Annotated in this window: 19 protein-coding genes; 8 read left to right on the plus strand and 11 right to left on the minus strand. The window is 38.1% G+C overall.

Annotated features, from left to right (window positions below):
* Positions 1–166: 166 nt before the first annotated feature.
* The gene (locus CDG55_RS07515) at positions 167–778 is read left to right on the plus strand and encodes a glutathione binding-like protein (RefSeq protein ID WP_004662579.1); all 612 of its coding nucleotides are present in this window, start codon (positions 167–169) and stop codon (positions 776–778) included.
* Positions 779–833: 55 nt separating this feature from the next.
* On the opposite strand, the gene CDG55_RS07520 is transcribed toward CDG55_RS07515, so the two are convergent.
* Together CDG55_RS07520 and ahpF are read right to left on the minus strand one after the other, a co-directional pair.
* Positions 834–1,178: a hypothetical protein gene (locus CDG55_RS07520; protein ID WP_005159630.1), complete on the minus strand. Its 345-nt coding sequence runs from the start codon at positions 1,176–1,178 to the stop codon at positions 834–836.
* Between the two features lie 159 nt (positions 1,179–1,337).
* Complete coding sequence (ahpF, locus tag CDG55_RS07525) at positions 1,338–2,903, minus strand: alkyl hydroperoxide reductase subunit F (protein ID WP_111313917.1); 1,566 nt, start codon at positions 2,901–2,903, stop codon at positions 1,338–1,340.
* A 231-nt stretch (positions 2,904–3,134) separates the two neighbouring features.
* On the opposite strand from ahpF, the gene CDG55_RS07530 reads away from it, so the two are divergent.
* A complete protein-coding gene (locus CDG55_RS07530; RefSeq protein WP_004662574.1) occupies positions 3,135–3,353 on the plus strand; it encodes a DUF1653 domain-containing protein in 219 nt (72 codons plus the stop codon).
* 38 nt (positions 3,354–3,391) lie between these two features.
* On the plus strand, positions 3,392–3,979 hold the full coding sequence (locus tag CDG55_RS07535; protein ID WP_087535915.1) for an O-methyltransferase: 588 nt from the start codon (positions 3,392–3,394) through the stop codon (positions 3,977–3,979).
* Here CDG55_RS07535 and CDG55_RS07540 read toward each other — a convergent pair.
* Positions 3,956–5,005: a helix-turn-helix domain-containing protein gene (locus CDG55_RS07540; RefSeq protein WP_087535914.1), complete on the minus strand. Its 1,050-nt coding sequence runs from the start codon at positions 5,003–5,005 to the stop codon at positions 3,956–3,958. The genes CDG55_RS07535 and CDG55_RS07540 overlap by 24 nt on opposite strands.
* Positions 5,006–5,127: 122 nt before the next feature.
* On the opposite strand from CDG55_RS07540, the gene CDG55_RS07545 reads away from it, so the two are divergent.
* On the plus strand, positions 5,128–6,327 hold the full coding sequence (locus CDG55_RS07545; RefSeq protein WP_087535913.1) for an alkane 1-monooxygenase: 1,200 nt from the start codon (positions 5,128–5,130) through the stop codon (positions 6,325–6,327).
* 47 nt (positions 6,328–6,374) lie between these two features.
* Here the strand turns inward: CDG55_RS07545 and CDG55_RS07550 are convergent, their stop codons facing one another.
* On the minus strand, positions 6,375–6,587 hold the full coding sequence (locus CDG55_RS07550; protein WP_005159645.1) for a KTSC domain-containing protein: 213 nt from the start codon (positions 6,585–6,587) through the stop codon (positions 6,375–6,377).
* Between the two features lie 253 nt (positions 6,588–6,840).
* Complete coding sequence (ahpC, locus tag CDG55_RS07555) at positions 6,841–7,404, minus strand: alkyl hydroperoxide reductase subunit C (RefSeq protein WP_004662563.1); 564 nt, start codon at positions 7,402–7,404, stop codon at positions 6,841–6,843.
* Between the two features lie 475 nt (positions 7,405–7,879).
* Between ahpC and hrpA the strand changes: the two genes are divergently transcribed.
* A complete protein-coding gene (gene hrpA / locus CDG55_RS07560; RefSeq protein ID WP_087535912.1) occupies positions 7,880–11,734 on the plus strand; it encodes an ATP-dependent RNA helicase HrpA in 3,855 nt (1,284 codons plus the stop codon).
* A 46-nt stretch (positions 11,735–11,780) separates the two neighbouring features.
* Positions 11,781–12,887, plus strand: a complete 1,107-nt coding sequence (locus CDG55_RS07565) for a beta-ketoacyl-ACP synthase III (RefSeq protein WP_087535911.1) — start codon at positions 11,781–11,783, stop codon at positions 12,885–12,887.
* 57 nt (positions 12,888–12,944) lie between these two features.
* On the opposite strand, the gene CDG55_RS07570 is transcribed toward CDG55_RS07565, so the two are convergent.
* Both CDG55_RS07570 and lipA read right to left on the minus strand, forming a co-directional pair.
* Entirely contained in the window at positions 12,945–14,648 is a 1,704-nt protein-coding gene (locus tag CDG55_RS07570; protein ID WP_087535910.1) for a DUF4394 domain-containing protein, read from the minus strand.
* Between the two features lie 389 nt (positions 14,649–15,037).
* The gene (gene lipA, locus CDG55_RS07575; protein ID WP_087535909.1) at positions 15,038–16,051 is read right to left on the minus strand and encodes a lipoyl synthase; all 1,014 of its coding nucleotides are present in this window, start codon (positions 16,049–16,051) and stop codon (positions 15,038–15,040) included.
* 191 nt (positions 16,052–16,242) lie between these two features.
* Between lipA and sthA the strand changes: the two genes are divergently transcribed.
* Complete coding sequence (gene sthA / locus CDG55_RS07580; protein ID WP_005159656.1) at positions 16,243–17,658, plus strand: Si-specific NAD(P)(+) transhydrogenase; 1,416 nt, start codon at positions 16,243–16,245, stop codon at positions 17,656–17,658.
* 87 nt (positions 17,659–17,745) lie between these two features.
* Positions 17,746–18,228 (plus strand): DUF3465 domain-containing protein, encoded by a 483-nt coding sequence (locus CDG55_RS07585; RefSeq protein WP_087535908.1) that lies wholly within the window; start codon positions 17,746–17,748, stop codon positions 18,226–18,228.
* A gap of 40 nt (positions 18,229–18,268) precedes the next feature.
* On the opposite strand, the gene CDG55_RS07590 is transcribed toward CDG55_RS07585, so the two are convergent.
* The 4 genes from CDG55_RS07590 to rodA form a co-directional block, all read right to left on the minus strand.
* A complete protein-coding gene (locus tag CDG55_RS07590) occupies positions 18,269–18,721 on the minus strand; it encodes a DUF962 domain-containing protein (RefSeq protein ID WP_004662548.1) in 453 nt (150 codons plus the stop codon).
* A gap of 181 nt (positions 18,722–18,902) precedes the next feature.
* Complete coding sequence (locus tag CDG55_RS07595) at positions 18,903–19,514, minus strand: septal ring lytic transglycosylase RlpA family protein (RefSeq protein WP_087535907.1); 612 nt, start codon at positions 19,512–19,514, stop codon at positions 18,903–18,905.
* Positions 19,515–19,801: 287 nt separating this feature from the next.
* Positions 19,802–20,803 carry a lytic murein transglycosylase B gene (gene mltB, locus CDG55_RS07600; RefSeq protein ID WP_087535906.1) on the minus strand — a complete coding sequence of 334 codons (1,002 nt, stop codon included), beginning with the start codon at positions 20,801–20,803 and terminating at the stop codon, positions 19,802–19,804.
* 19 nt (positions 20,804–20,822) lie between these two features.
* Entirely contained in the window at positions 20,823–21,965 is a 1,143-nt protein-coding gene (rodA, locus tag CDG55_RS07605) for a rod shape-determining protein RodA (RefSeq protein WP_005159663.1), read from the minus strand.
* Positions 21,966–22,128: the final 163 nt, after the last annotated feature.

Raw genomic sequence — 22,128 nt, forward strand, 5'->3', positions numbered from 1 at the left:
GATGATAATAAAAAGTTGACATAAGACTACTTGCAAAATCATGTAATTTCACTAATAGTCAGATCATTCAGTATTTTTTACTTTTTTTGACAAATTTGTGGAAACACATTTTGCAAATTATGGTAAAGCATTTTAGAACATAAGAGTTAGATAACAAGGATCAATTATGAAGTTGTATTACTCACCTGGTGCTTGCTCATTGGCAGCACACATTATTTTAAATGAAATAAATGTAGATTTTGATTTAGAACGCGTTGATCTAAAAACACATAAAACCTCGAAAGGGGTAGATTATTATGAAATTAACCCGAAAGGTTATGTTCCAGCTTTAGAGATTAATCCTGGTTTAATCTTAACTGAGAACGTTGCAATTTTACCGTTTCTGGCACAACACGATCCTAAACAGGATTTAATCCCACCATCGGGCATGGGGCGTGCCAAAGTCCTTGAATGGTTAGGTTATTTAAATTCTGAGTTGCATGATGCTTATGCAGTTTTCTTTAGTGGTAAGTTAACGGATGATGAAAAAACCAAAGCATATGCTGAGGTAGATCGTTTACTGAAATATATCGACAATTATTTAGCTGAATCAGAATATGATTATTTAGTGGATGATAATTTTGGTCCAGCAGATGCGTATTTATTTGTACTTACAAATTGGTCAAATCATATTGAACACGATTTAACACCATATATTCATATTATCGCTTTGCGTAATAAAGTCGCTGAACGTCAGTCGGTTCAAATTGCAATGCGTGATGAAGGATTACTCGGTTAGTTTTCTCTGCATTAAAAAAGCCTCTGTGATCAGAGGCTTTTTTATAATTAAAAGATTATTGTTGCGCTTTTTCTTTTACATCAGCAGCGCCGCTTTCAACTGCACCAGCAACTTTAGCAGTTGCATCACGTGCAGCGGCTTCAGTTTTTGCAGCAGCTTCAGCAGTTGCATGAGCAGTATGATCAGCAGCAGCATCGATTTGATCAGCAGCAGTATCAACTGCTGTAGCTACATTGCTTGTTGCAGCATCAGCAGCATTTTTCACATCAGCGCCAGCTTGTTCAGCAGCGTTTTCTAAATGTTCGCCAGTAGTTGCCCCAGTTTCAGGCGCTTTATCTTTATTACAGCCTACAAGTGCAACAGTAGCAGCGAGACCTAATGCAACAAGTAATTTATTCATTTTCATGTTTCCTTTTCTTCGTGGCATCCAATAGGTATGGATAGCGAAAATATAAACATAAACTGTATGAATAATAAAGTTGAAAATTTGTTGATAACTTGTAAAAACACGCACTTACATTTTTGAAATGTAAATGCGTGCACATGTTTTTAGATTATTTTAAACATCAGAGCGAATCATATAATCAAAAGCGGATAGAGACGCTTTGGCACCTTCACCTGTCGCGATGATGATTTGCTTGTAAGGCACGGTGGTACAGTCACCCGCAGCAAATACACCTTTGACATTGGTTTCATTACGATCATTGATTACAATCTCACCACGATTGCTGAGTTCAACCGCACTGTTCTTCAAGAAATCTGTGTTTGGTAATAAACCAATCTGCACAAAGATTCCTGCGAGCTCAACTGTATGTTCAACATCAGTCGCGCGATCTTTATATTTCAATGCCGTCACTTGAGCACCATCTCCGACCACTTCAGTACTGAGCGCATTCAAAATCACAGTGGTATTTGGCAAGCTGTTTAATTTGTCTTGCAACACTTGATCTGCACGAAGCTTGGTATCAAACTCAACCAACGTCACATGCTCCACAATTCCTGCAAGGTCAATCGCTGCTTCTACACCAGAGTTACCGCCACCAATCACCGCAACACGTTTGCCTTTGAATAATGGGCCATCACAGTGTGGGCAGTACGCCACACCACGGGTACGGTATTCCGCTTCACCCGGTACATTCATTTCTCTCCAACGTGCGCCTGTTGAAAGAATAATGGTTTTCGATTCAAGCTTAGCCCCATTTTCCAATTCAACTTCAACCAGACCATTGGCTGTCTGATCTGCACCTGTGATCTTGCTGACACGTTGTAAATTCATGATATCCACACCGTACTCACGTACGTGTGCTTCCATATCTTGAGCAAACTTTGGACCTACAGTTTTTTGAACCGTGGTGAAGTTTTCAATGTCCATGGTATCCATGACCTGACCACCAAAGCGTTCAGCCACGATACCTGTTTTGATCCCTTTACGTGCTGCATAAATCGCTGCTGTACCACCTGCAGGGCCACCACCAATCACCAATACATCAAAAGCATCTTTGGCATTGAGTGCTGCGGCATCTTTTTCAGCTGAGTTGGTATCTAGCTTCGCCACGATTTCTTCCAAAGTCATACGACCTTGTCCAATATGTTCATTGTCTTGAAACACCATCGGTACAGCTAAGATTTTGCGTTCTTCGACTTCTTCTTGGAAGAAACCACCATCAATCATGGTCGCCGTTGTATTCGGGTTATAGATTGCAATCAAGTTGAGTGCTTGAACCACATCTGGACAGTTATGGCAGCTCAATGAAACAAACACATCAAAGTTTGCTTTTAAATTTAAGCCTTTGATCTGGTTCAAGACTTCATCAGAGACTTTAGGCGCGTAACCTGATACTTGTAATAAAGCCAAGATCAAAGAGGTAAACTCATGTCCCATCGGTAAACCAGCAAAGAACACACGTGGTTGTTCACCTGCTTTAGCTACACCGAAACTCGGACGGCGAGCGTTTGAACCGTCAAAACGCGCCGTAACTTGGTCAGAAAGTTCTGCAATTTCAGTCACGAGTTCTTTGATTTTTGCAGCTTTGTCTGATTCATCTAAAGCCGCAACTAACTCGATTGGACTTTCTAAACGTTCTAAGTAAGCTTTTAATTGAGTTTTAATATTTTGATCTAACATGTATTTCTCCAAATTCTAAGCAGTTCAAGTCAGCTAAATTCATTCGATGAAGCTATAGTACGCAAAACTAACAAATAGGTAAAACAGTATGTTTTTATAAATTTAATCGGATTTTTGAATTTTAATATATATTTGTGGAACTTTTGTGCGTATATGAGCATAAAAATTTGAATCAAATAGAACTTGTTATATAACTGCAATTATTTCATAGCATATATAAGGAAGCAGCAAATGGTATTACAACGTGGTATTTATCAACACTACAAGGGTCAAATTTATCAGGTATTTAATGTTGCTAGACATAGCGAAACTGAGGAACAACTTGTTGTATATCAATGTTTATATGGTGATTATTCAATGTGGGTGCGTCCATTATCGATGTTTGTTGAAACAGTTGAACTTGAAGATGGGCAAGTTATTCCACGTTTTAAATTAATACAAGCGACTTAAATTTGAACTTTTGCTTTTGAGTATTACGGAGACAAGACATGACGAGCACCGTTTTTTTACAACGTATTGCTGATTTATATGATGAATTTAAGCAACATGATGCTCGGCAGTCTGATCGTTTAAGACGTTACCGAAATATTGAAGCTGAATCTGCTAAGTTACTTGGGATGTTAGTACGTACTCAGCAATCAAAGCAGATTTTAGAAATTGGAACATCGACGGGATATTCAACCTTATGGTTGGCTGAGGCTGCAAAATCGGTCGGAGGTAAAGTTCAAACCCTAGAGATCAATGCTTTCCGAAGTGCTCAAGCCAAGAAATATGCTGAAGAATTTGGATTAGAGCGTTTTATTGATTTTTGGGTCGGCGATGCCTCAGATTATTTGGCACAAACGACTCAATCCTATGATCTAATTTTGTTAGATGCAGAGCGTGGCTGCTATGTGAGTTACTGGAATGATTTAAAACGTCTATTGCAGTTCTCGGGTAATACTTTGATCGTTGATAATGTGATTTCGCATGCTGCTGAGGTCAAAGATTTTCTTGAGTTGATTAAAGCAGATGAAAATTATATGAGTACTGTTTTACCTGTAGGTGCAGGTTTATGTCTGGTTGTCTTGAAGTAGATACCTTTGATTTTGATGTTTTAAGCGATAGCTCTGCGGACTACAACCTAATACTTTGTTAAATGCACGAGTAAAGTTGGCAGGGTTCGAATAGCCTAATTCGTAAGCAATATGGGTGATGGTAAAATTTGAATTTTCTAATAAATCAATTGCTCGCTCAGTACTAATTTTTTGTTTCAAAGCTTGAAATTCAACTCCTTGTTGCTGCAAATAACGTTGTAAAGTTTTAGTAGAAATATTTAGAACTTGAGCGCATTCAGTTAATGTTGGAATCTGATGGGCTTGTCTTAACATCATGCTGACCCATTCAACAATTTCACCTTGATGATAAATTTTTTGAATCTGTTCCTGACAACGTTGTTCAACCACTTTTAGGCTATGAGCATCCGCCAAAGGTAAGGGTAGTGCCAGTTGTTGTTGATCAATCACGACGCGTATACCTGATGTCCATGTGTAATTAAAATGAAAATTTGCTTTAACGAGATGTATATAGCGTTCAGCATAAACAGGCTCGGGTATACTTAAATAAATTTGGTAACGTTGTAATTGTTGTCCTGCAAGTTCTAATAAGCTGTAATAAAATCCAACGGCAATTGCTTCAATATGAAATGCTAAACATTGCTTATTCATTTGCAAGATTGGTTCAAGTAATAACTCAACCTTATGTTGATTAGCTGGAAATTGAATCGATAGCTTAAAGCTTGGCATAATTAGCCGAAAATATTGTGCGATTAATCTCAATGCATGTTCTAAATTTGGACTGGTCATTAATGCATATCCAACCAAACTATGCGAACTGAGTTTTAGATTTTTACCGAGTTCAAAAGCCAAATCTTCTGTGTTAGGTAGGCTCAGGCCAAGTGCAATAAATTGTTCAATTTGTTGAATTGATAAAAGTTCAGTTTTAGAGAGTTCGTTATGAAATGCGTTTAATACCTCATTATCATATTGATGAGTGCCAATCAGAATTTCGATCAACCGCAAGTAATAACGAGACGGAATAACAGGGATTTGCTGTCTTTGCACAATAAAAAACCACTAAAGTCTTATAATGATAATATCAAGTCTTAAAATGATAATATAGAGTGGCTGCATAAGAACACAATCAATTCAAGCAAAACATTTTGTGTTTGATTGAGGAGTTTCTAATGAATATGCATTCTCAACTGGATGTAGAGCAAGCAACAACAACTTTTAAAGATAAAAAACGTCATTTGTGGTTATTGGGTTTGGCAGTACCGACCATTGCAATGAGTGGTTTAGCGGGTTATCAATTTGGACCGAAAAAAACCAAAAAATTCTTTGCCTCTTTTGGCCCATTATTTATTCATGGTGTTATTCCTGCACTGGATAAGTTAATTGGTGAGGACACAGAAAATCCACCACTTGATGCGATTGCAGATTTAGAAGCTGATCCATATTATTCTCGAATTGTTAAACTTTTTATTCCATTGCAATATGCGACCAATATTTACGGCACTTATTTGGCAAGTCGTAAAGGTACATCACTTGCAGATCAAGCGTTATTGGGTACGTTGGTGGGGATGGTGAATGGTATTGCCATCAATACGGCGCATGAATTGAGTCATAAAAGTGGTCGTCTCGAACATTATTTATCACATTTGGCATTAGCTCCATCGGGCTATAATCACTTCCGTATTGAGCATCCATATGGTCATCACCGCCGTGTTGCAACGCCAGAAGATCCAGCATCATCTCGACTTGGTGAAACTTTCTGGAAATTTTTACCGCGTACAGTGATTGGTAGTTTCAAATCTGCGATCGAAATTGAGAAAAATCGTTTAGAGCGTAAAAAATTGCCATTCTTCTGTAAAGAGAATGAATTGATTCATGGTTGGGCGATGTCTGCCGTGTACCATGCTGCTATGTTTAGCAAATTTGGAGTGCGTTCAGCACCGTTCCAAGTGACACAGGCTGCCTATGCAATTACTTTGTTTGAATCAGTAAATTATATTGAGCATTATGGTTTAAAACGTGAAAAGAAAGCCAATGGTCAATATGAGCGTACTTTACCTGAGCATAGTTGGAACAATAACAATGTAGTGACTAATTTGTTCTTGTATCAATTACAGCGTCACTCAGATCATCATGCAAATCCAACACGTAGCTTCCAAACGCTACGTCATTTTGAAAATGCACCACAGTTACCAGCGGGCTATGGAGCGATGATTTTACCAGCCTTTATTCCTTCATGGTGGTCAAAAATTATGGATGATCGAGTAGTAGAGCATTACAAAGGCAATATGGAGAAAATTAATATTCATCCAGACGCAAAAGAAAAAATATTAGAGAAGTATGCTGAACAAGTTGAAGTCGAAGCTGCTTAATCAATTTAAATAAAAAAACCAACCTTAATCTAGGCTGGTTTTTTTATTTATGAGGCTAAAAGATAAAGTCGTTTAAAATGCAGATCAAACTCAAGGTATTTATGGACAAAAGCAGTCTTATCAGTTGTGCGTAGCAAATTGTCATAGATAAATTCTGGAACAGGATGATAAAGCTCGGCTGTGCCATTGCTGTAAAAAATTTTTAAGTAGCGTGAAGAAATATCATATTTCCAAAAGGTTACAACAACAGTTTTTTCCATATATTTTCCCCCATTTTAGTTTGATCATTTAGTACATACGAAAAACTCTTTATGTTTCATAATTTGACATTACTCCATGTAAAGCAGGCTGACAATTGATAAATGAATTTCGTTATAAATTTATAAGTATAAGAATTGTAAAAAATTTACTATTAAATCGAGATCGATGTATCGCAAAAATGTGAGCAAATGACAAATAAAAAGAAACCACTCTTTTAGAGTGGTTTCTTTTCAACATTGTTAAATCTAAAAATTAGATTTTACCAACGAGATCGATCGATGGAGCAAGAGTTGCTTCACCTTCTTTCCATTTAGCAGGGCAAACTTCGCCTGGGTGGCTTGCTACGAATTGAGCAGCTTTAAGCTTACGTAAAGTTTCTGAAACATCACGTGCAATTGCATTGTCATGAATTTCAGCAGTTTTAATTACGCCTTCTGGGTTGATGATGAACGTACCACGTAAAGCTAAACCAGCTTCTTCGATATGCACATCAAAAGCACGTGTTAATTGATGTGTAGGATCGCCAACTAATGGGAATTGAGCTTTACCTACAGCAGGAGAAGTTTCGTGCCATACTTTGTGAGAGAAATGAGTATCAGTTGTTACGATATAAACTTCTGCACCAGCTTTTTTGAATTCTTCGTAGTTCTCAGCAGCATCTTCAACTTCAGTAGGACAGTTGAAAGTAAATGCAGCAGGCATAAAAATAAGAACAGACCATTTGCCTTTAAGATCAGCATCAGTGACTTGAATGAATTCACCGTTACGGAATGCATCAGCTTTAAATGGTTTAACTTCAGTATTAATTAAGCTCATCATTGTCTCCATGATTGAGGTTTTATTGAGAGGCTAATGCCTTATTTGTTTACGAGGTTAAGAATAAATAATTTTTAGTTATTGGGGAAATAGTATTTTTACATGACTAAAATCGGAAAATTGAATGAATCAATATAAAACGATTTTCACCCTAAGATATAAGCCTATTTGACTCCAATAAGATGAAGCAAATATGACGAATACCTAAAACTAACTTGCATAACAACATGCAGTCGATAGTATTAAAATTCAAGGGTAAAATTGAAAAAATCTAAAAAATATAGACAAAACCAAGATATACACTTAGATTTTTACCTATGTTTTGCTTGGTTTAAAAATAAGAAAATGCAAAAGTACCCCTGTGTATCAATTGAATAGTGCATGTTTTTGAAAAGAACTAAAAGTGGTTGCTTTGCATAGCAACACTTTAAGGCGTAAAATAGCTGATTAGTTTATTTTCTAGGAAAGCTGTTCAGTGCAGAGTCATTTAAATGTAGATCAATGGGTTATGGCACGTGACCGTCACCGTTTAAATCGACTGCGCAAAGATAAAAAAACACCACCAGCAGAAATCGAAAAACTTTTTCAACAGTCTAACCACAAAGTCAAACAACGCTTAGCGCGTATTCCCCAAATTAAACTCAATCAAGATTTACCTGTTACTCAGTATGCAGATCGTTTGATTGCCGCAATACAAAAGCATCAAGTGATTATTGTGGCGGGTGAAACAGGTTCGGGTAAAACCACACAGTTACCACAAATTGCTATGCTTGCTGGTCGTGGTCTCACTGGGATGATTGGGCATACTCAGCCGCGACGTTTAGCTGCTCGTAGTGTCTCGCAACGTATTGCAGAAGAAGTTGGGCAGAAACTGGGTGAGGCGATTGGCTTTAAAATCCGTTTTAATGAGCAGGGATCGCAAGATTCTATCGTGCGTTTGATGACGGATGGTATTTTGTTGGCTGAGCTGACGAACGACCGCTTCCTTTCAAAATACGATACCATCATTATCGATGAAGCCCATGAGCGTTCACTGAATATCGATTTCATCATGGGTTATCTCAAACAGTTATTACCAAAGCGTCCTGATTTAAAAGTAATCGTGACGTCAGCGACTTTAGATGTAAATCGTTTTAGCCAATACTTTAATGATGCACCGATTTTTGAAGTAGAAGGGCGCAGCTTCCCTGTTGAAGTACGTTATCGTCCAATTTCGGAACTCAGTATTATTGGTAGTGATGATGATGAGTTTGATGATTTTGAAGAGAACTTACCACGTGCTGTTGTACAAGCGGTCGAAGAGTGTTTTGCCGATGCTGAGAGTAAAGGGCATCCAGAACATGCTGATATCTTGATTTTTGCCAGCACTGAGCAAGAAATCCGAGAATTACAAGAAACCTTACAAAAATATGGTCCTCGGCATACTGAAGTGTTGCCTTTATATGCACGTTTGGCACTCGCCGAGCAGCAAAAGATTTTCAGTCCAAGCGGCAAAGGTCGCCGTATCATTATTGCAACCAACGTTGCTGAAACAGCATTAACCGTTCCTAATATTCGGTATGTGATTGATAGCGGTTTTGCTCGTATTTCACGTTATAACTACCGTTCACGTGTGCAACGCTTACCGATTGAAGCGATTTCACAGGCAGCAGCCAATCAGCGTAAGGGTCGTTGTGGTCGTATTGCTGCGGGTGTGTGTATTCGTCTATACAGTGAAGAAGATTTTTTAAGTCGTCCTGAGTTTACCGAACCAGAGATCAAACGGACGAACTTGGCTTCTGTAATTTTACAAATGCAAAGTCTTGGTTTAGGTAGTTTAGAAGATTTTGACTTTATTGAGCCACCTGATTTTCGTTTGGTGAATGATGGGCGCAAGCTCTTGATTGAGTTAGGTGCATTAAGCGAACGTAAGAATGATTTAACTAAAGTCGGTCAAATGATGGCACGCATGCCGATTGATCCACGATTAGCTCGTATGCTGATTGGTGGCGCTCATTTTGGTGTGCTGAAAGAAACATTGATTATTGTCAGTGCCTTGGCGATTCAAGATCCACGAGAACGACCTGCCGATAAACAGATGCAGGCTGATCAGAAGCATGCTTTATTCAAAGAAGCGGATTCAGACTTTTTATTCTATTTAAAACTTTGGAATACGCTGCAAACCAGTCCTGATACGCAGTCTGAAAACAAGCGCCGTCAATTTGCGCGTCAACATTTTTTAAGTTGGTTACGTTTACGGGAATGGAAGCAAACCCATCAACAATTAGTTGAGTTGGCTGAAGGATTAAAGCTGAGCTTTAATGAAAAGGCAGCCAATTATGAAAATTTACATCGTGCTTTGTTAACAGGTTTACTGTCATTTATCGCCAATAAAACCGATGAACGTAATACCTTTATGGCGGTACGTCAGCAGAAAGCCAAAGTATTTCCTGCCAGTACACTGCATAAGACCAATACTGCTTGGGTGATGGCATTTGAGATGGTGGAAACTTCTCAAGTGTATTTACGAACTTTAGCAAAAATTGATCCTGAGTGGATTTTATTAGCTGCACGTGAGCTATTGAAATATCACTATTTCGAACCACATTGGTCGAAAAAAGCAGGCATTGTGAATGCCTATGCGCAAATTTCATTGTTTGGTTTAATTATTGAACCAAAACGTATGGTGAATTTTGAGAAAGTTGATCAAGCCGCGGCACATGAAATCTTTTTACGGGATGCCTTAACGACTGGTAATTTGGGTATTACACCGCCATTTTTAAAACACAACTTACTTAAACTTGAAGAAGTTGAGCGAGTTGAAGATAAACTGCGTCGTCGTGATTTAGTGGTCGATGAAGAAACTATTTATCAATTTTATGCTGAAAAAGTGCCAGAGGAAATTGCTAGCCGCCGTAGTTTTGAAGATTGGCGTGCAACAGTAGAGCCAGATCATCCGCGTTATCTTTTTGTAGAAGACGATGCGTTATGGATGAATGATCGGCCAACCACACAGCAATTCCCAGATTATTTACATAATGGACAATTGCGTTTAGCTGCGAGCTATCGTTTTGATCCAAGCCATGATGAAGATGGTGCAACGGTTAAAATTCCTGTGCAGGCTTTGCCACAAGTAGATGAAAAACAATGGTCATGGGGGATTCCTGGGTGGCGTCAGGATTTAATTGAGGCTTTGCTCAAGGCGTTGCCTAAAGACAAACGTCGTAATTTAGTCCCGATTCCAGATACTGCGAAAAAACTGATGCAAGGTGTTGATGCAGTACATTTACGTGAGCATTTATTTAGTTATTTAGCTTTTGCTCTGCGTGGTGAGCAAATTACTGAAAAAGATTTTTCTTTTGAACGTATTGACCAGTATCTGGTGCCTTTTATTAAAGTTATGGATGAAAAAGGCAAACTCATTGCGCAAGGACGTGATTTATACGAACTCAAAGCGCGTTGTCGTGTCGAAACTCATCGTCCTGTGAAGCAGCAAAAGGGTGAGTTCCAGACTTTTCCTGAAAATTTTGTATTTGAAGCATCTCAAAAAGTCACGGGTGTGGTCGTAAAGCAATATCAGGCTTTGGTTCCAAGTAAAGTTTTTGCTGAACTTGATGTTAAAGATGAGTCGGGTGTGGTGATTCAAACCTTTAATGATCAGGATGAAGCAATTAAGCAACATCGTGAAGGCGTGATTCGTCTTTTACACATGCAATTGGGGGATTTAATTCGTCAATTGAAAAAACAGATTTCCAAACCATTAGCTTTGGCATATTCGCCTTTAGGTGATCGGGCGAAGTTGGAACAAATGCTGGTTTATGCAACCTTACAAGTTTCAATAAAAACCTTGCCTAAAGATACAGCGGAATTTAATCAGCTAATGGCTGATGTAAAAAAGCAATTCTTAGCAGATGGTCAAAAAGTTTTAATTGATATTACTGAGATTTTTACTCAATGGCAGCAAATTCGTCGCGAGTTATTGGTTTTAGATCAGGATATCTTTGGTCGAAGTGTGGATGACATAGAAGACCAACTTGATTTAATGTCGTTGGCGAACTTTGTCTACAGTAAACCTGTTGCGATTTGGCAGGAATACCCACGGTTTTTAAAAGCATTGCTATTGCGTTTGGATCGTTTGCCAAATAATCTACAACGTGACCTCGCTGCAATTGACGATGTTGATCCATGGATGGACAAAGTATTTAAATTTAAAAATGATCCTAAAATCAAAGAATTGTATTTGATGTTGGAAGAACTTAGAATTTCCTTGTTTTCTCAACCGATGAAAACAAAGATGCCAATTTCACCAACTAGATTGCAAAAACTATGGGATCGATTAGCAATCGGTTAAACTGAGCAATAATGAAAGTTATAAGCATTCTTTACAGGAGTTTTACATGGGCATTCGTATAACAGGTACAGGGTTATTTCACCCAACCGAATCTATTTCTAATGAAGAGTTGGTTGAAAGTTTAAATGCTTATGTAGAACAATTTAATCAAGAAAATGCTGAGCAAATTGCTGCTGGCGAGATCGAAGCATTGCGTGGTTCAAGCCCAGAATTTATTGAAAAAGCTTCTGGCATCCAACGTCGTTATGTGGTCGAAAAATCCGGTATTCTTGACCCAAAACGCTTACGTCCACGTTTACAAGAGCGTAGTAATGATGAACTTTCACTTCAAGCGGAGTGGGGCGTCATTGCTGCAAAACAAGCGATGGAAAATGCAGGTGTTACCGCAGAAGACATCGATGTTGTTATCTTAGCTTGTTCAAATATGCAACGTGCCTACCCAGCGGTTGCAATTGAAATTCAGTCAGCTTTGGGTATCCAAGGTTATGCTTATGACATGAATGTGGCTTGTTCTGCTGCAACATTTGGTTTGAAGCAAGCCTATGATGCAGTGAAATGTGGCGCACGCCGTGTATTATTACTCAATGTTGAAATTACCTCAGGTCATTTAGACTACCGTACCCGTGATGCACATTTCATTTTCGGTGATGTTGCAACGGCTTCAATTATCGAAGAGACTGAAACTAAATCAGGCTATGAAATCCTAGATATTCATTTATTTACTCAATTCTCAAATAACATTCGTAATAACTTTGGTTTCTTAAACCGCAGTGAAGATGCTGTGGTTGATGACAAATTGTTCCGCCAAGATGGTCGTAAAGTTTTTAAAGAAGTTTGCCCATTGGTTGCAAAAATTATTACTGCACAGTTAGAAAAACTTGAATTAACTCCTGAACAAGTGAAGCGTTTCTGGTTGCACCAAGCCAATGCCAATATGAATGAGCTGATTTTAAAATTGGTTGTTGGTAAAGATGCTGATTTAGAACGCGCACCTATTATTTTAGATGAGTTTGCTAACACTTCTTCTGCCGGCGTAATTATTGCGATGCATCGTACAGGTGAGCAAGTCAATAATGGCGAATATGCTGTGATCTCTTCATTTGGTGCAGGATATTCGGTTGGTTCGATTATCGTACAAAAACATATTGCTTAAATTTTATAGGCAAAAATAAAAAACCGCATCAATGATGCGGTTTTTTTTGATTTCAGCTTATTTAAGTAAGATCGCTAGGTCGATGACTTGTGGAGTCGTGTTACCACCAATAGTTGAAGCTGCTAGATTTGGTGTTCCATCCACATTAATTGCTAAACGTGCTCTTGGAGTTGTAATAGTCGTGTCACTATTTAGATCTATGCGATATAACACAGAAGGTCCAGAAGCACCTGAGACTGCTGCTAAAGCTAAGCCATTATCACCACCCGCAATATCAAAGCCATTATCTATACCTAAGTTGACTCCTAAATTACCGATCAGGTTTAATGTGCCTGCGTTTGGTGGATTCTGTTTAGTGAGAGTTTTGCCTGTTTGATCAAGATCAAATAGTTCAGTAGCAAGCGTTGAAATTGGTGTGGCAAAACTATTGGTATATGCAGCAGCAGTAACTTTAGCCTCAGAAATCCCATTAATATCACCATCTTTTATAGTATCGCCAGTGTCGACGTTAATTCTTAAGTTCTGTCCAGTATTGCTGATTACGCGGAGTCGATCTGCTGTAGGGTTGAAATCAACTGCGAAACTTGTTCCATCTAATGTTGTGAAACTACTACCCGTCGCAGGTTTGAGTGAGGTAATCAGGTTAGCCATTCCTGTATCTGTATTTATAGTATACAAGTTTGCTTTATTGGTAAGACCATAAAGTTTTCCAGAATTGGTCGTAGTAGTTCTGAGTCTGTAATCAATTCCAACAAATTTCTCATCAACGAGTAAACCTGTGATGGTTTTTTCCATAACCGCATTTGGATTATTCAAAGCAAAGTTCAATAATTTATTATTGGCTGTCAATCCATAAGCTTGAGCGGTGGCATCACTTGCTCTTTTTAATGCGATACCGCGAATTCCCATGCTATTAAAGTTACTATTTAGGTCACCAGATGCAAAAATGGCATCATTGCTTGTTCCTACGTTTGCTAGATTAAGTTGAAAGAATTTATAACCACCAGTATTGAGTTTTAGCGCTGCGAAGCCGACGTTACTCACAGGATCGATGTCAAATCCACCACCGCCATTAATGTTTATATTTGCTCCCAACACAGCTGAAACACCCAATGTTCCAGCATTCGCATTTTGTAAATAAATTCGATCAGAATTTTGGTCAATACTATAGAGCTTGGTTGAGCCAGTACCGTCAAATGCATTGGTGTATGCTCCTGCAATGACTGCTGGGCTACTAGCAGTTAAACTAAGGGTGCCATCTGTAATTGTGGCACCAGTATCAACATTTATTCGTAAGTTCTGTCCTGTGTTGGTCATGACTCGTAGACGATCTGCGACTGGGTTGAAATTAACTGTAATTAAATCGGCATCACCCATAATTTTACTAAAAGAGGCATTTCCGTCAGTCGTATCATTTGGATCAGCAACAAGTTTTTTTACAAAAGTGGCAACGCCTGTAGATGGATTGAGGGTATAGATATTTCCTAATAAACCCACTGCATAAAGTTTTCCATCTTTCGGACGATAATCGATTCCAACGAGTTCATCATCTGTTTGTAGACCTGTTATTTTAAGATTTGACACGATTTTATTTGGCATCATTCGATCAATTGAACTGATCATACCGTTGTTTGTTAAGATTAATGTGTCACCTGTATGAGTATTTGTAGTTTCTGTATCGTTGTTAGAATCATTATTACAACCCAATAATATTAGGCTACCCAGAGTTGCTGCGGTCAAAGTTAATACTCGTTTATTCATAGTCGTTTATCCTGATACATATTTTGGTTATAAGAAGCTTTTGAGAAGGATTCCCTGTTATTTATTAACTCTGAGCTTCTTGTGATTGGATTGCTGTAATGGGGGTCTAGCCTTAGAAAAAGATTTCGACTTTTATTTTTAAATGAATAATTTAAAAATCTTATAATTACTTTTATTAGATTAAGTGGGGCAAGGTTAAAAGTAAACTAGTGTTTTTAAGTGATTTTTTCGTATTTGAGTTTTGAGTTGTAATTATTCACACTAATTTCACGGCAGCTATGAAACTCTAGATTATCAAAGTAATTGTTATGAAAAAATATAATCTTTAAAACTCAAAAATAAAAAATCGAGAGATTTTAAAACTCTCTCGATTTCAATATATTTATTGCTTACGCTTCGACAGTTTGTACTGTGATTTTTTTTGCAGGATCGACTTTACGGCGTACCGCTGGAACAGGTTCACCATAATACTGGCGGTCCGCAAAGTAGCTTGAACGAACCATCGGCGCTGACCAAATATTTCTAAAACCTAATTTACGACCATGTTCAGCATAACGCTCAAACTCTTCTGGTGTAACAAAACGATCAATCGGTGCATGCTGTTTAGAAGGTTGTAGATATTGACCAATAGTCACGTAATCTACGTCGTGCGCACGAAGATCATCGAGTAAAGCAATCACTTCCTCTTCTGTTTCACCAATCCCCACCATCAAACCACATTTCGTTGGTACGTCAGGACAGTATTCTTTAAACATTTTTAAAAGATTTAAAGAATGTTGATAGTCAGAACCTGGGCGCATTGCTTTGTATAAGCGAGGAACAGTCTCGATATTATGATTGAAAACATCAGGTGGACATTCGGTCATGATGCGTAAGGCAATATCCATACGCCCACGGAAATCTGGAACTAAAATTTCTAATAAAGTTTTTGGACTGAGTGTGCGAGCTTCTTTAATACAATCCACAAAGTGTTGAGCACCACCATCTAATAGATCATCACGGTCTACAGAAGTAATCACTGCATACTTAAGACCTAAGTTAGAAATGGTTTCAGCCATGTGGCGTGGTTCATCAGGGTCTAATACATTTGGCCGACCATGTGCCACGTCACAAAACGGGCAACGGCGAGTACAAATATCGCCCATAATCATAAAAGTCGCAGTACCACCACCAAAACACTCTGGAAGGTTAGGGCAGGCAGCTTCTTCACAAACAGTATGGAGTTTTTGCGAACGTAGAGTTGTTTTTATACGCTGAACCTCTTCAGGTGCAGTCATTTTGACGCGAATCCAGTCTGGTTTACGAGGCACTTCAACCGTAGGTATAACTTTTACAGGAATTCTTGCGACTTTATCAGCGCCACGAAGTTTTATGCCCTGTTCAGGTTTACGGTGTTCAGACATATTATTTTCTACAACCTATTGCTTGAGATATTCGATTATTATAGTCAAATTTATTGGTTTATAGGATGAATTAGGTATTCATTTTGAAAATGTGAATATATAAAAATATATGGTTGAGAAATACATCAAGCCATAGCATATTAGTTATCATATATATAGAAGTAAATAGCGAAGAGACAAAGGAGCTTTGAATGCCACGTAAGAAAGAGGTCGTTGGTGGGAATGTTGTAAAATTTGATGCAGTAATTCTCGGTTCTGGCCCAGCTGGTGAAGGCGCGGCAATGAAGCTAGCTAAAGCAGGTAGACGTGTAGCGATCGTTGATATACGTGATCAACTTGGTGGTAATTGTGCTCACGTAGGAACAATTCCGAGTAAAGCATTACGTCAAACAGTATCAAGTATTATTCGATATCAACGTGACCCAATGTTTCAAAAGGTCGGTGAGTGGAAACAATTCACCATGAAACAAGTGCTACGTAATGCACATAAGGTAATTCAACAGCAAGTTGATACGCATACACGTTTCTATGATCGCAACAAAATTGATGTTTTTCATGGACGTGCGTATATCCAAGATAAAAATACGGTTTTGATTTTTGGTCAGGACGGAATCAAAGATACGATCATTTGTAAGCAAATCGTGATTGCAACAGGTAGTCGTCCTTATCAACCACAAGGTTTAGATTTCAATCATCCGCGTGTATTTGATTCAGATAAAATTCTTGATTTGGATTATTCAATTCAAAAAATCATTATTTATGGTGCTGGTGTGATCGGTTGCGAATATGCTTCGATTTTCATTGGTTTAGACCATAAAGTTGACTTGATCAATACTCAACAAAAGCTTTTAAGCTACCTTGATGATGAAATCGCAGATGCATTGTCATATCACTTGCGAGAGCAAGGTGTATTGATTCGACATAATGAGCAAATTGACCGCTTAGAAACCTTTGATGATCATGTGGTTTTACATTTGCTGAGCGGTAAGAAAATCAAAGCTGATGCAATTTTATGGTGCAACGGTCGTTCTGGTAATACAGATGGTCTTGGTTTGGAAAATGTCGGTCTAACACCGAATAACCGTGGTCAGCTGATGGTCAATGATCAATACCAAACTGAAGTTGATAACATCTATGCTGCAGGGGATGTTATTGGTTGGCCATCACTTGCATCGGCTGCTTATGACCAAGGGCGTTGTGCAGGTGCAAATATGGTTGGTGAGAAAAATGTTAAGCCAATTAAAGATGTACCAACAGGTATTTATACAATCCCAGAAATTTCTTCAATTGGTAAGAACGAGCAGCAATTAACTGAAGAAAAAGTACCTTATGAAGTAGGTCAGGCTTCATTCCGTCATCTAGCTCGCGCCCAAATTACGGGTGATACTGTCGGTGAATTAAAAATCTTGTTCCATCGCGATACTTTAGAAGTACTAGGTATTCACTGCTTTGGTAATAATGCGGCAGAGATTATTCACATTGGGCAAGTGGTGATGCATAGTCCAAACAATACGTTGAAGTACTTCGTTGAAACGACATTCAACTATCCAACGATGGCAGAAGCATATCGTGTAGCAGCTTTGAATGGTATGAATCGTTTGTTTTAAATGGCGATGGATTTAGTTCGATAAGCACCTAAATGCCAATCAACTTGATTGGCATTTTGTTATCTGGATTTGGTCAGGAAATTTGCGATGAAAACTAAAATAAATAATCTAATTCTTGTAGTAATCATTTTGTTGCTTGCAGCTTATTTGAATTTCGATTTTAAAGAAAAGCAAAATACTAGAATTACTAGCAGCACCACACAAACTTCAGTTTCAGATACTAATATTTCTGTCGATGATCAAAACAAGATCATGCAGGCTTATCAACAGCAAAGAAGCAATATTCAAGTTCAAGCGCAGGGTATTGTGAAAGCAGTTTTACCAGATGACAATCAAGGTTCAAAACATCAGAAAATTATTCTTAAACTTGAGAATGGTTTAACGGTTTTGATTGCACATAATATTGATTTAGCCCCAAGAATAGACGGGCTTAAAAAAGGTGATCAGCTTGAGTTTTTTGGTGAATATGAATATAACCCAAAAGGCGGTGTGATTCATTGGACCCATCATGATCCACAAAGAAAACATATTGACGGATGGTTAAAATATAAAGGGAAAATATATCAATGATATTTTCCCTTTATCACTCATTCTATTTGTATGTTCTCAATCAGCTTGTAAGCGCTAATTTCTGACGAGATTTCCATTTGGGTAGGACTTTAGCTAAATAAGCGTCCATGCACCATACAGGGCCAATGAGGAGGAATTGTAAGTCTTTAAAGAAAGAAGGCTTTTTCCCTTCAACTTTGTGACCATAAAATTGGCCAATCCAAGCTATCACAAAGACACCAATATAGAATCCTACGCCTACAGGTAAAATAATAATGAGCCATGCCATAACGGCTAACAGTGCAGCCATTGCAACAGCCAAAACAATATCTAAGCGAGCATAAAATACTAAAGTGAGTACAAGAAGCAAAGCGGTGAGTAGGGTGCTAAAATGAGCCAAAATACCAATAATTGAAAAAAGAATAGCTGGGACACAAACCCAATGAATTTTTTTATTGGTTTGATTTTGATGGCTGTCACTATACTCATCAAACCACGTATCAATTGACTTCATGTTAATTCCTTTACTCTATTCATTTTTATTTGCTCAATATAACGAATTAAATAAAAAGGGTCAAAATCATTCGCGGATATGATGTTGCTCCAAAGAATAACTGTAATTTCTAAATTCTTTAGTCTCATAATAAAAAAAGCCACACTAGGTGGCTTTTTTTGGAGAGTGTAAAACTAAGTTATTAAGAACTTGGCCCATCAACTCGTTCGATGCTCACATTACTAGTACCAGAACCAGACATACCAAGTTGCTTTGCAGCACCATAAGATAAATCTAGTACTCGGTTACCATGGAATGGACCGCGATCATTTACTTTTACTACAACACTCTTGCCGTTGTCTTTATTTGTTACACGGATATAACAGTTTAAAGGAAGGCTACGGTGAGCTGCAGTTAATCCATTCATATCGAATGTTTCACCGCTTGCTGTTTTACGACCATGAAACTGACGTCCATACCAAGATGCAACGCCACTTTGGCTGAATTTACGAACTGTGTTCGAAGCAACAGTATTCAGTTTTTCAATCACTGAAGGCTCGTCTTCAGGAATATCGATTTTTGCAGCAATCGTTTGGCGACGGATTTGGTCACCTGAACGCTCAGTGATTGAAAGACTATTAACGTTTGAAAAACGCGAATTAAAATTTTGAGAATCTTTGCTTAGTACGCGGGCAGCTAAATTAGAACCCTCCACATCATTATTCATTGATGTCGATTGTACCATTTCCGCATGTAACGGGCTTAAACTTAAGCCTGCCGTCAGCGCTAGAATATATTTTAGCGAAAACTGCATTGTATAAACTCCTAGAGAACATGCTTTTCTATTTCAAAAAACAACTTTGAAACATAGTGCACATGTCTAATTATTCACTTTTGCAATTACTTTACTTGAGTGGATAATATTCATCGCTTACGAAGTGTGTCTAGTCTTTAACGATAAATAGTTACAAAAAGGGTAAAAACTTACAGTTTATGGTTAATAAATAATCAATATTGTAACAAAATATATTTTTTGCTGAATATGTGATCTTTTTGTTTAATTTTTTTATTGACTTTTCAGAATGTTATAAAAAAGCTAGTCTATCGACTAGCTACTTCGTTGCCCAATAACCATACTGCTGTTGCATACATACGACTTTTATTATAAGTCGTAATCACTTGGAAATTTGGATAAGTAATGTAGTAAATTGGACCAAATTGGTCTTGTAATTGAATGACATTGACTAAGTCTAAATCATCAATTTTTACCAAAGGGTCAACAGGCGAAACCCCTAGTCTTTTCAATTCTCCATAGGGAATAGGTTGGGTTAAATCCTTGGAAATAATACTATCTGGGTTGTTGCCTAAGTAACGGGCTGGAAACCCAATTGGTCGATCGCGCTGCCAACCATGTTGAGCTAAATAGTTAGCAATAGAGCCAATAGCATCTGTTGCTGAATTTCTTAAATCAATGTGACCATTTCCATCATAATCTACACCCAACTTTTGAATATTGCTTGGCATGAATTGCGGATAACCAATAGCACCTGCATATGAACCAACGATACTATTTGTTGGATAACCTTCTTTGTACGTCCAAGCGATCAAGGCGGCTAATTCATCACTAAAATAGTCTGCTCGACGAGGATAACCGAAAGCGAGTGTCGCAAGCGCATCTCTAGTGACGAAAGAGCCCTTATTCGCACCATAACCTGTTTCTACACCTAAAATGCCCAGAATGACTGCTTTAGGTACGCCAAACTGCTGTTCAGCACGATTCAATGCATCTTGATATTGATTTTTAAAGTTTGCCCCGCGTTGAATAGTGCCATCAACAAGAAACATTGAACGATATTCATACCAAGGTTTACTTTCGCCTGGGCGAGTCATGATATTAAGAATATTAGGTAAATCTTTAGCGCCACTCATGGCTGCATCAATTTGTTCACTCGTTAAATTATAAGTTGACATTGCTTTCTGCTTAAAAGCAAAGTAATTCGGATGTGTATAAAATTCATTTGCTTGAGCCCAATTACTGCTGACAAATAAACTGGCACTCAAACCAAGCAATTTAAAAGTTTTATTTAAATTAGGAAGAAACATATGTTTATAAAATTCCTCATTATCGATGTGTATGAATAGACATAACCAGTCCAAAAGTAGACATCAGGGTAATAATTGCCGTCCCACCATAACTCATGAAGGGTAAAGGCACACCAACTACGGGTAAAATACCACTGACCATGCCAGCGTTTACAAATACATAAACAAAAAATGACAAACCAAATGCGCCTGCAACCAAGCGACCATAGTTATGGAAGCTCTGCAATCCAATTTGGAATGTTCTAAAGATAATTGCACAATAAAGAATAATAAGCAGTGTCACGCCAATTAAGCCAAATTCTTCAGAATAAGCGGCAATAATAAAGTCGGTATGGCCTTCAGGTAAGAAATGTAGATGAGATTGGGTGCCTTCTAAGAACCCTTTACCTGAGAATCCTCCTGAGCCAATCGCAGTTTTAGACTGAATAATGTTCCAACCTGTGCCAAGAGCATCTGCCTCAGGATCTAATAATGTAAGAACACGCTGACGTTGATAATCATGTAGTAAAAATTCCCAAGCAATTGGAATAATAATTGCGGCTAGACCTGCTGCTGCAGCGATGAGTCGCCAAGATAAACCACTTAAAAATAGTACGAAAATACCACTGGCTAGAACCAGTAGTGATGTACCTAAGTCAGGCTGTTCTGCAATAAGTAGAAAAGGTACGACAATCAACATCAATGACAGTACAACTTGTGAAAGGCTCGGAGGTAATGCTTTTCGTGATAGAAACCAAGCAATCATCATTGGCATACCAATCTTCATAAATTCACTGGGTTGCACACTGCCGAAGCCAGGGATATCAATCCAACGTTGTGCTCCCATACGGACTTCGCCAAAAATGACGACTGCCACTAAGGAAAGTACACCAAACACATAAAAATAAGGTGAAAATGCCTGATATACCTTTGGGGGGATTTGAGCCAAACTAAACATAACAATAAAGCCAATCCCAAAGCTCATTGCTTGCTTACTGACTAGACCGACATCTTGCGCAGAAGCACTATATAATACTGTGAGTCCAAGTAAGGCATTTAAAACCAAAAAAGAACAAAGCCAAGGATCGATATGCAATTGTTGCCAACGAGAGGGCTGTGCAGCTGTACTTAAGCCATCACGAGGTGCTTGACGTAAAAATTTGTATTGTGAGCTTGGGGACATGTGATTCTAAATCAGGTAAATCAAGGCTTCGCGAATGCTAACATAAATGCGGATTTAGAGCGTGCAAATTTAGAAAATGTGAGATTTATAAGTATCCAGTTTATAATTGGAATGATCATCTGTTATCTATGAATTATATTAAATAATTATTATAAATCAATAT

The organism is Acinetobacter sp. WCHA45 (genome assembly GCF_002165255.2).
Taxonomy (GTDB): Bacteria; Pseudomonadota; Gammaproteobacteria; order Pseudomonadales; family Moraxellaceae; genus Acinetobacter.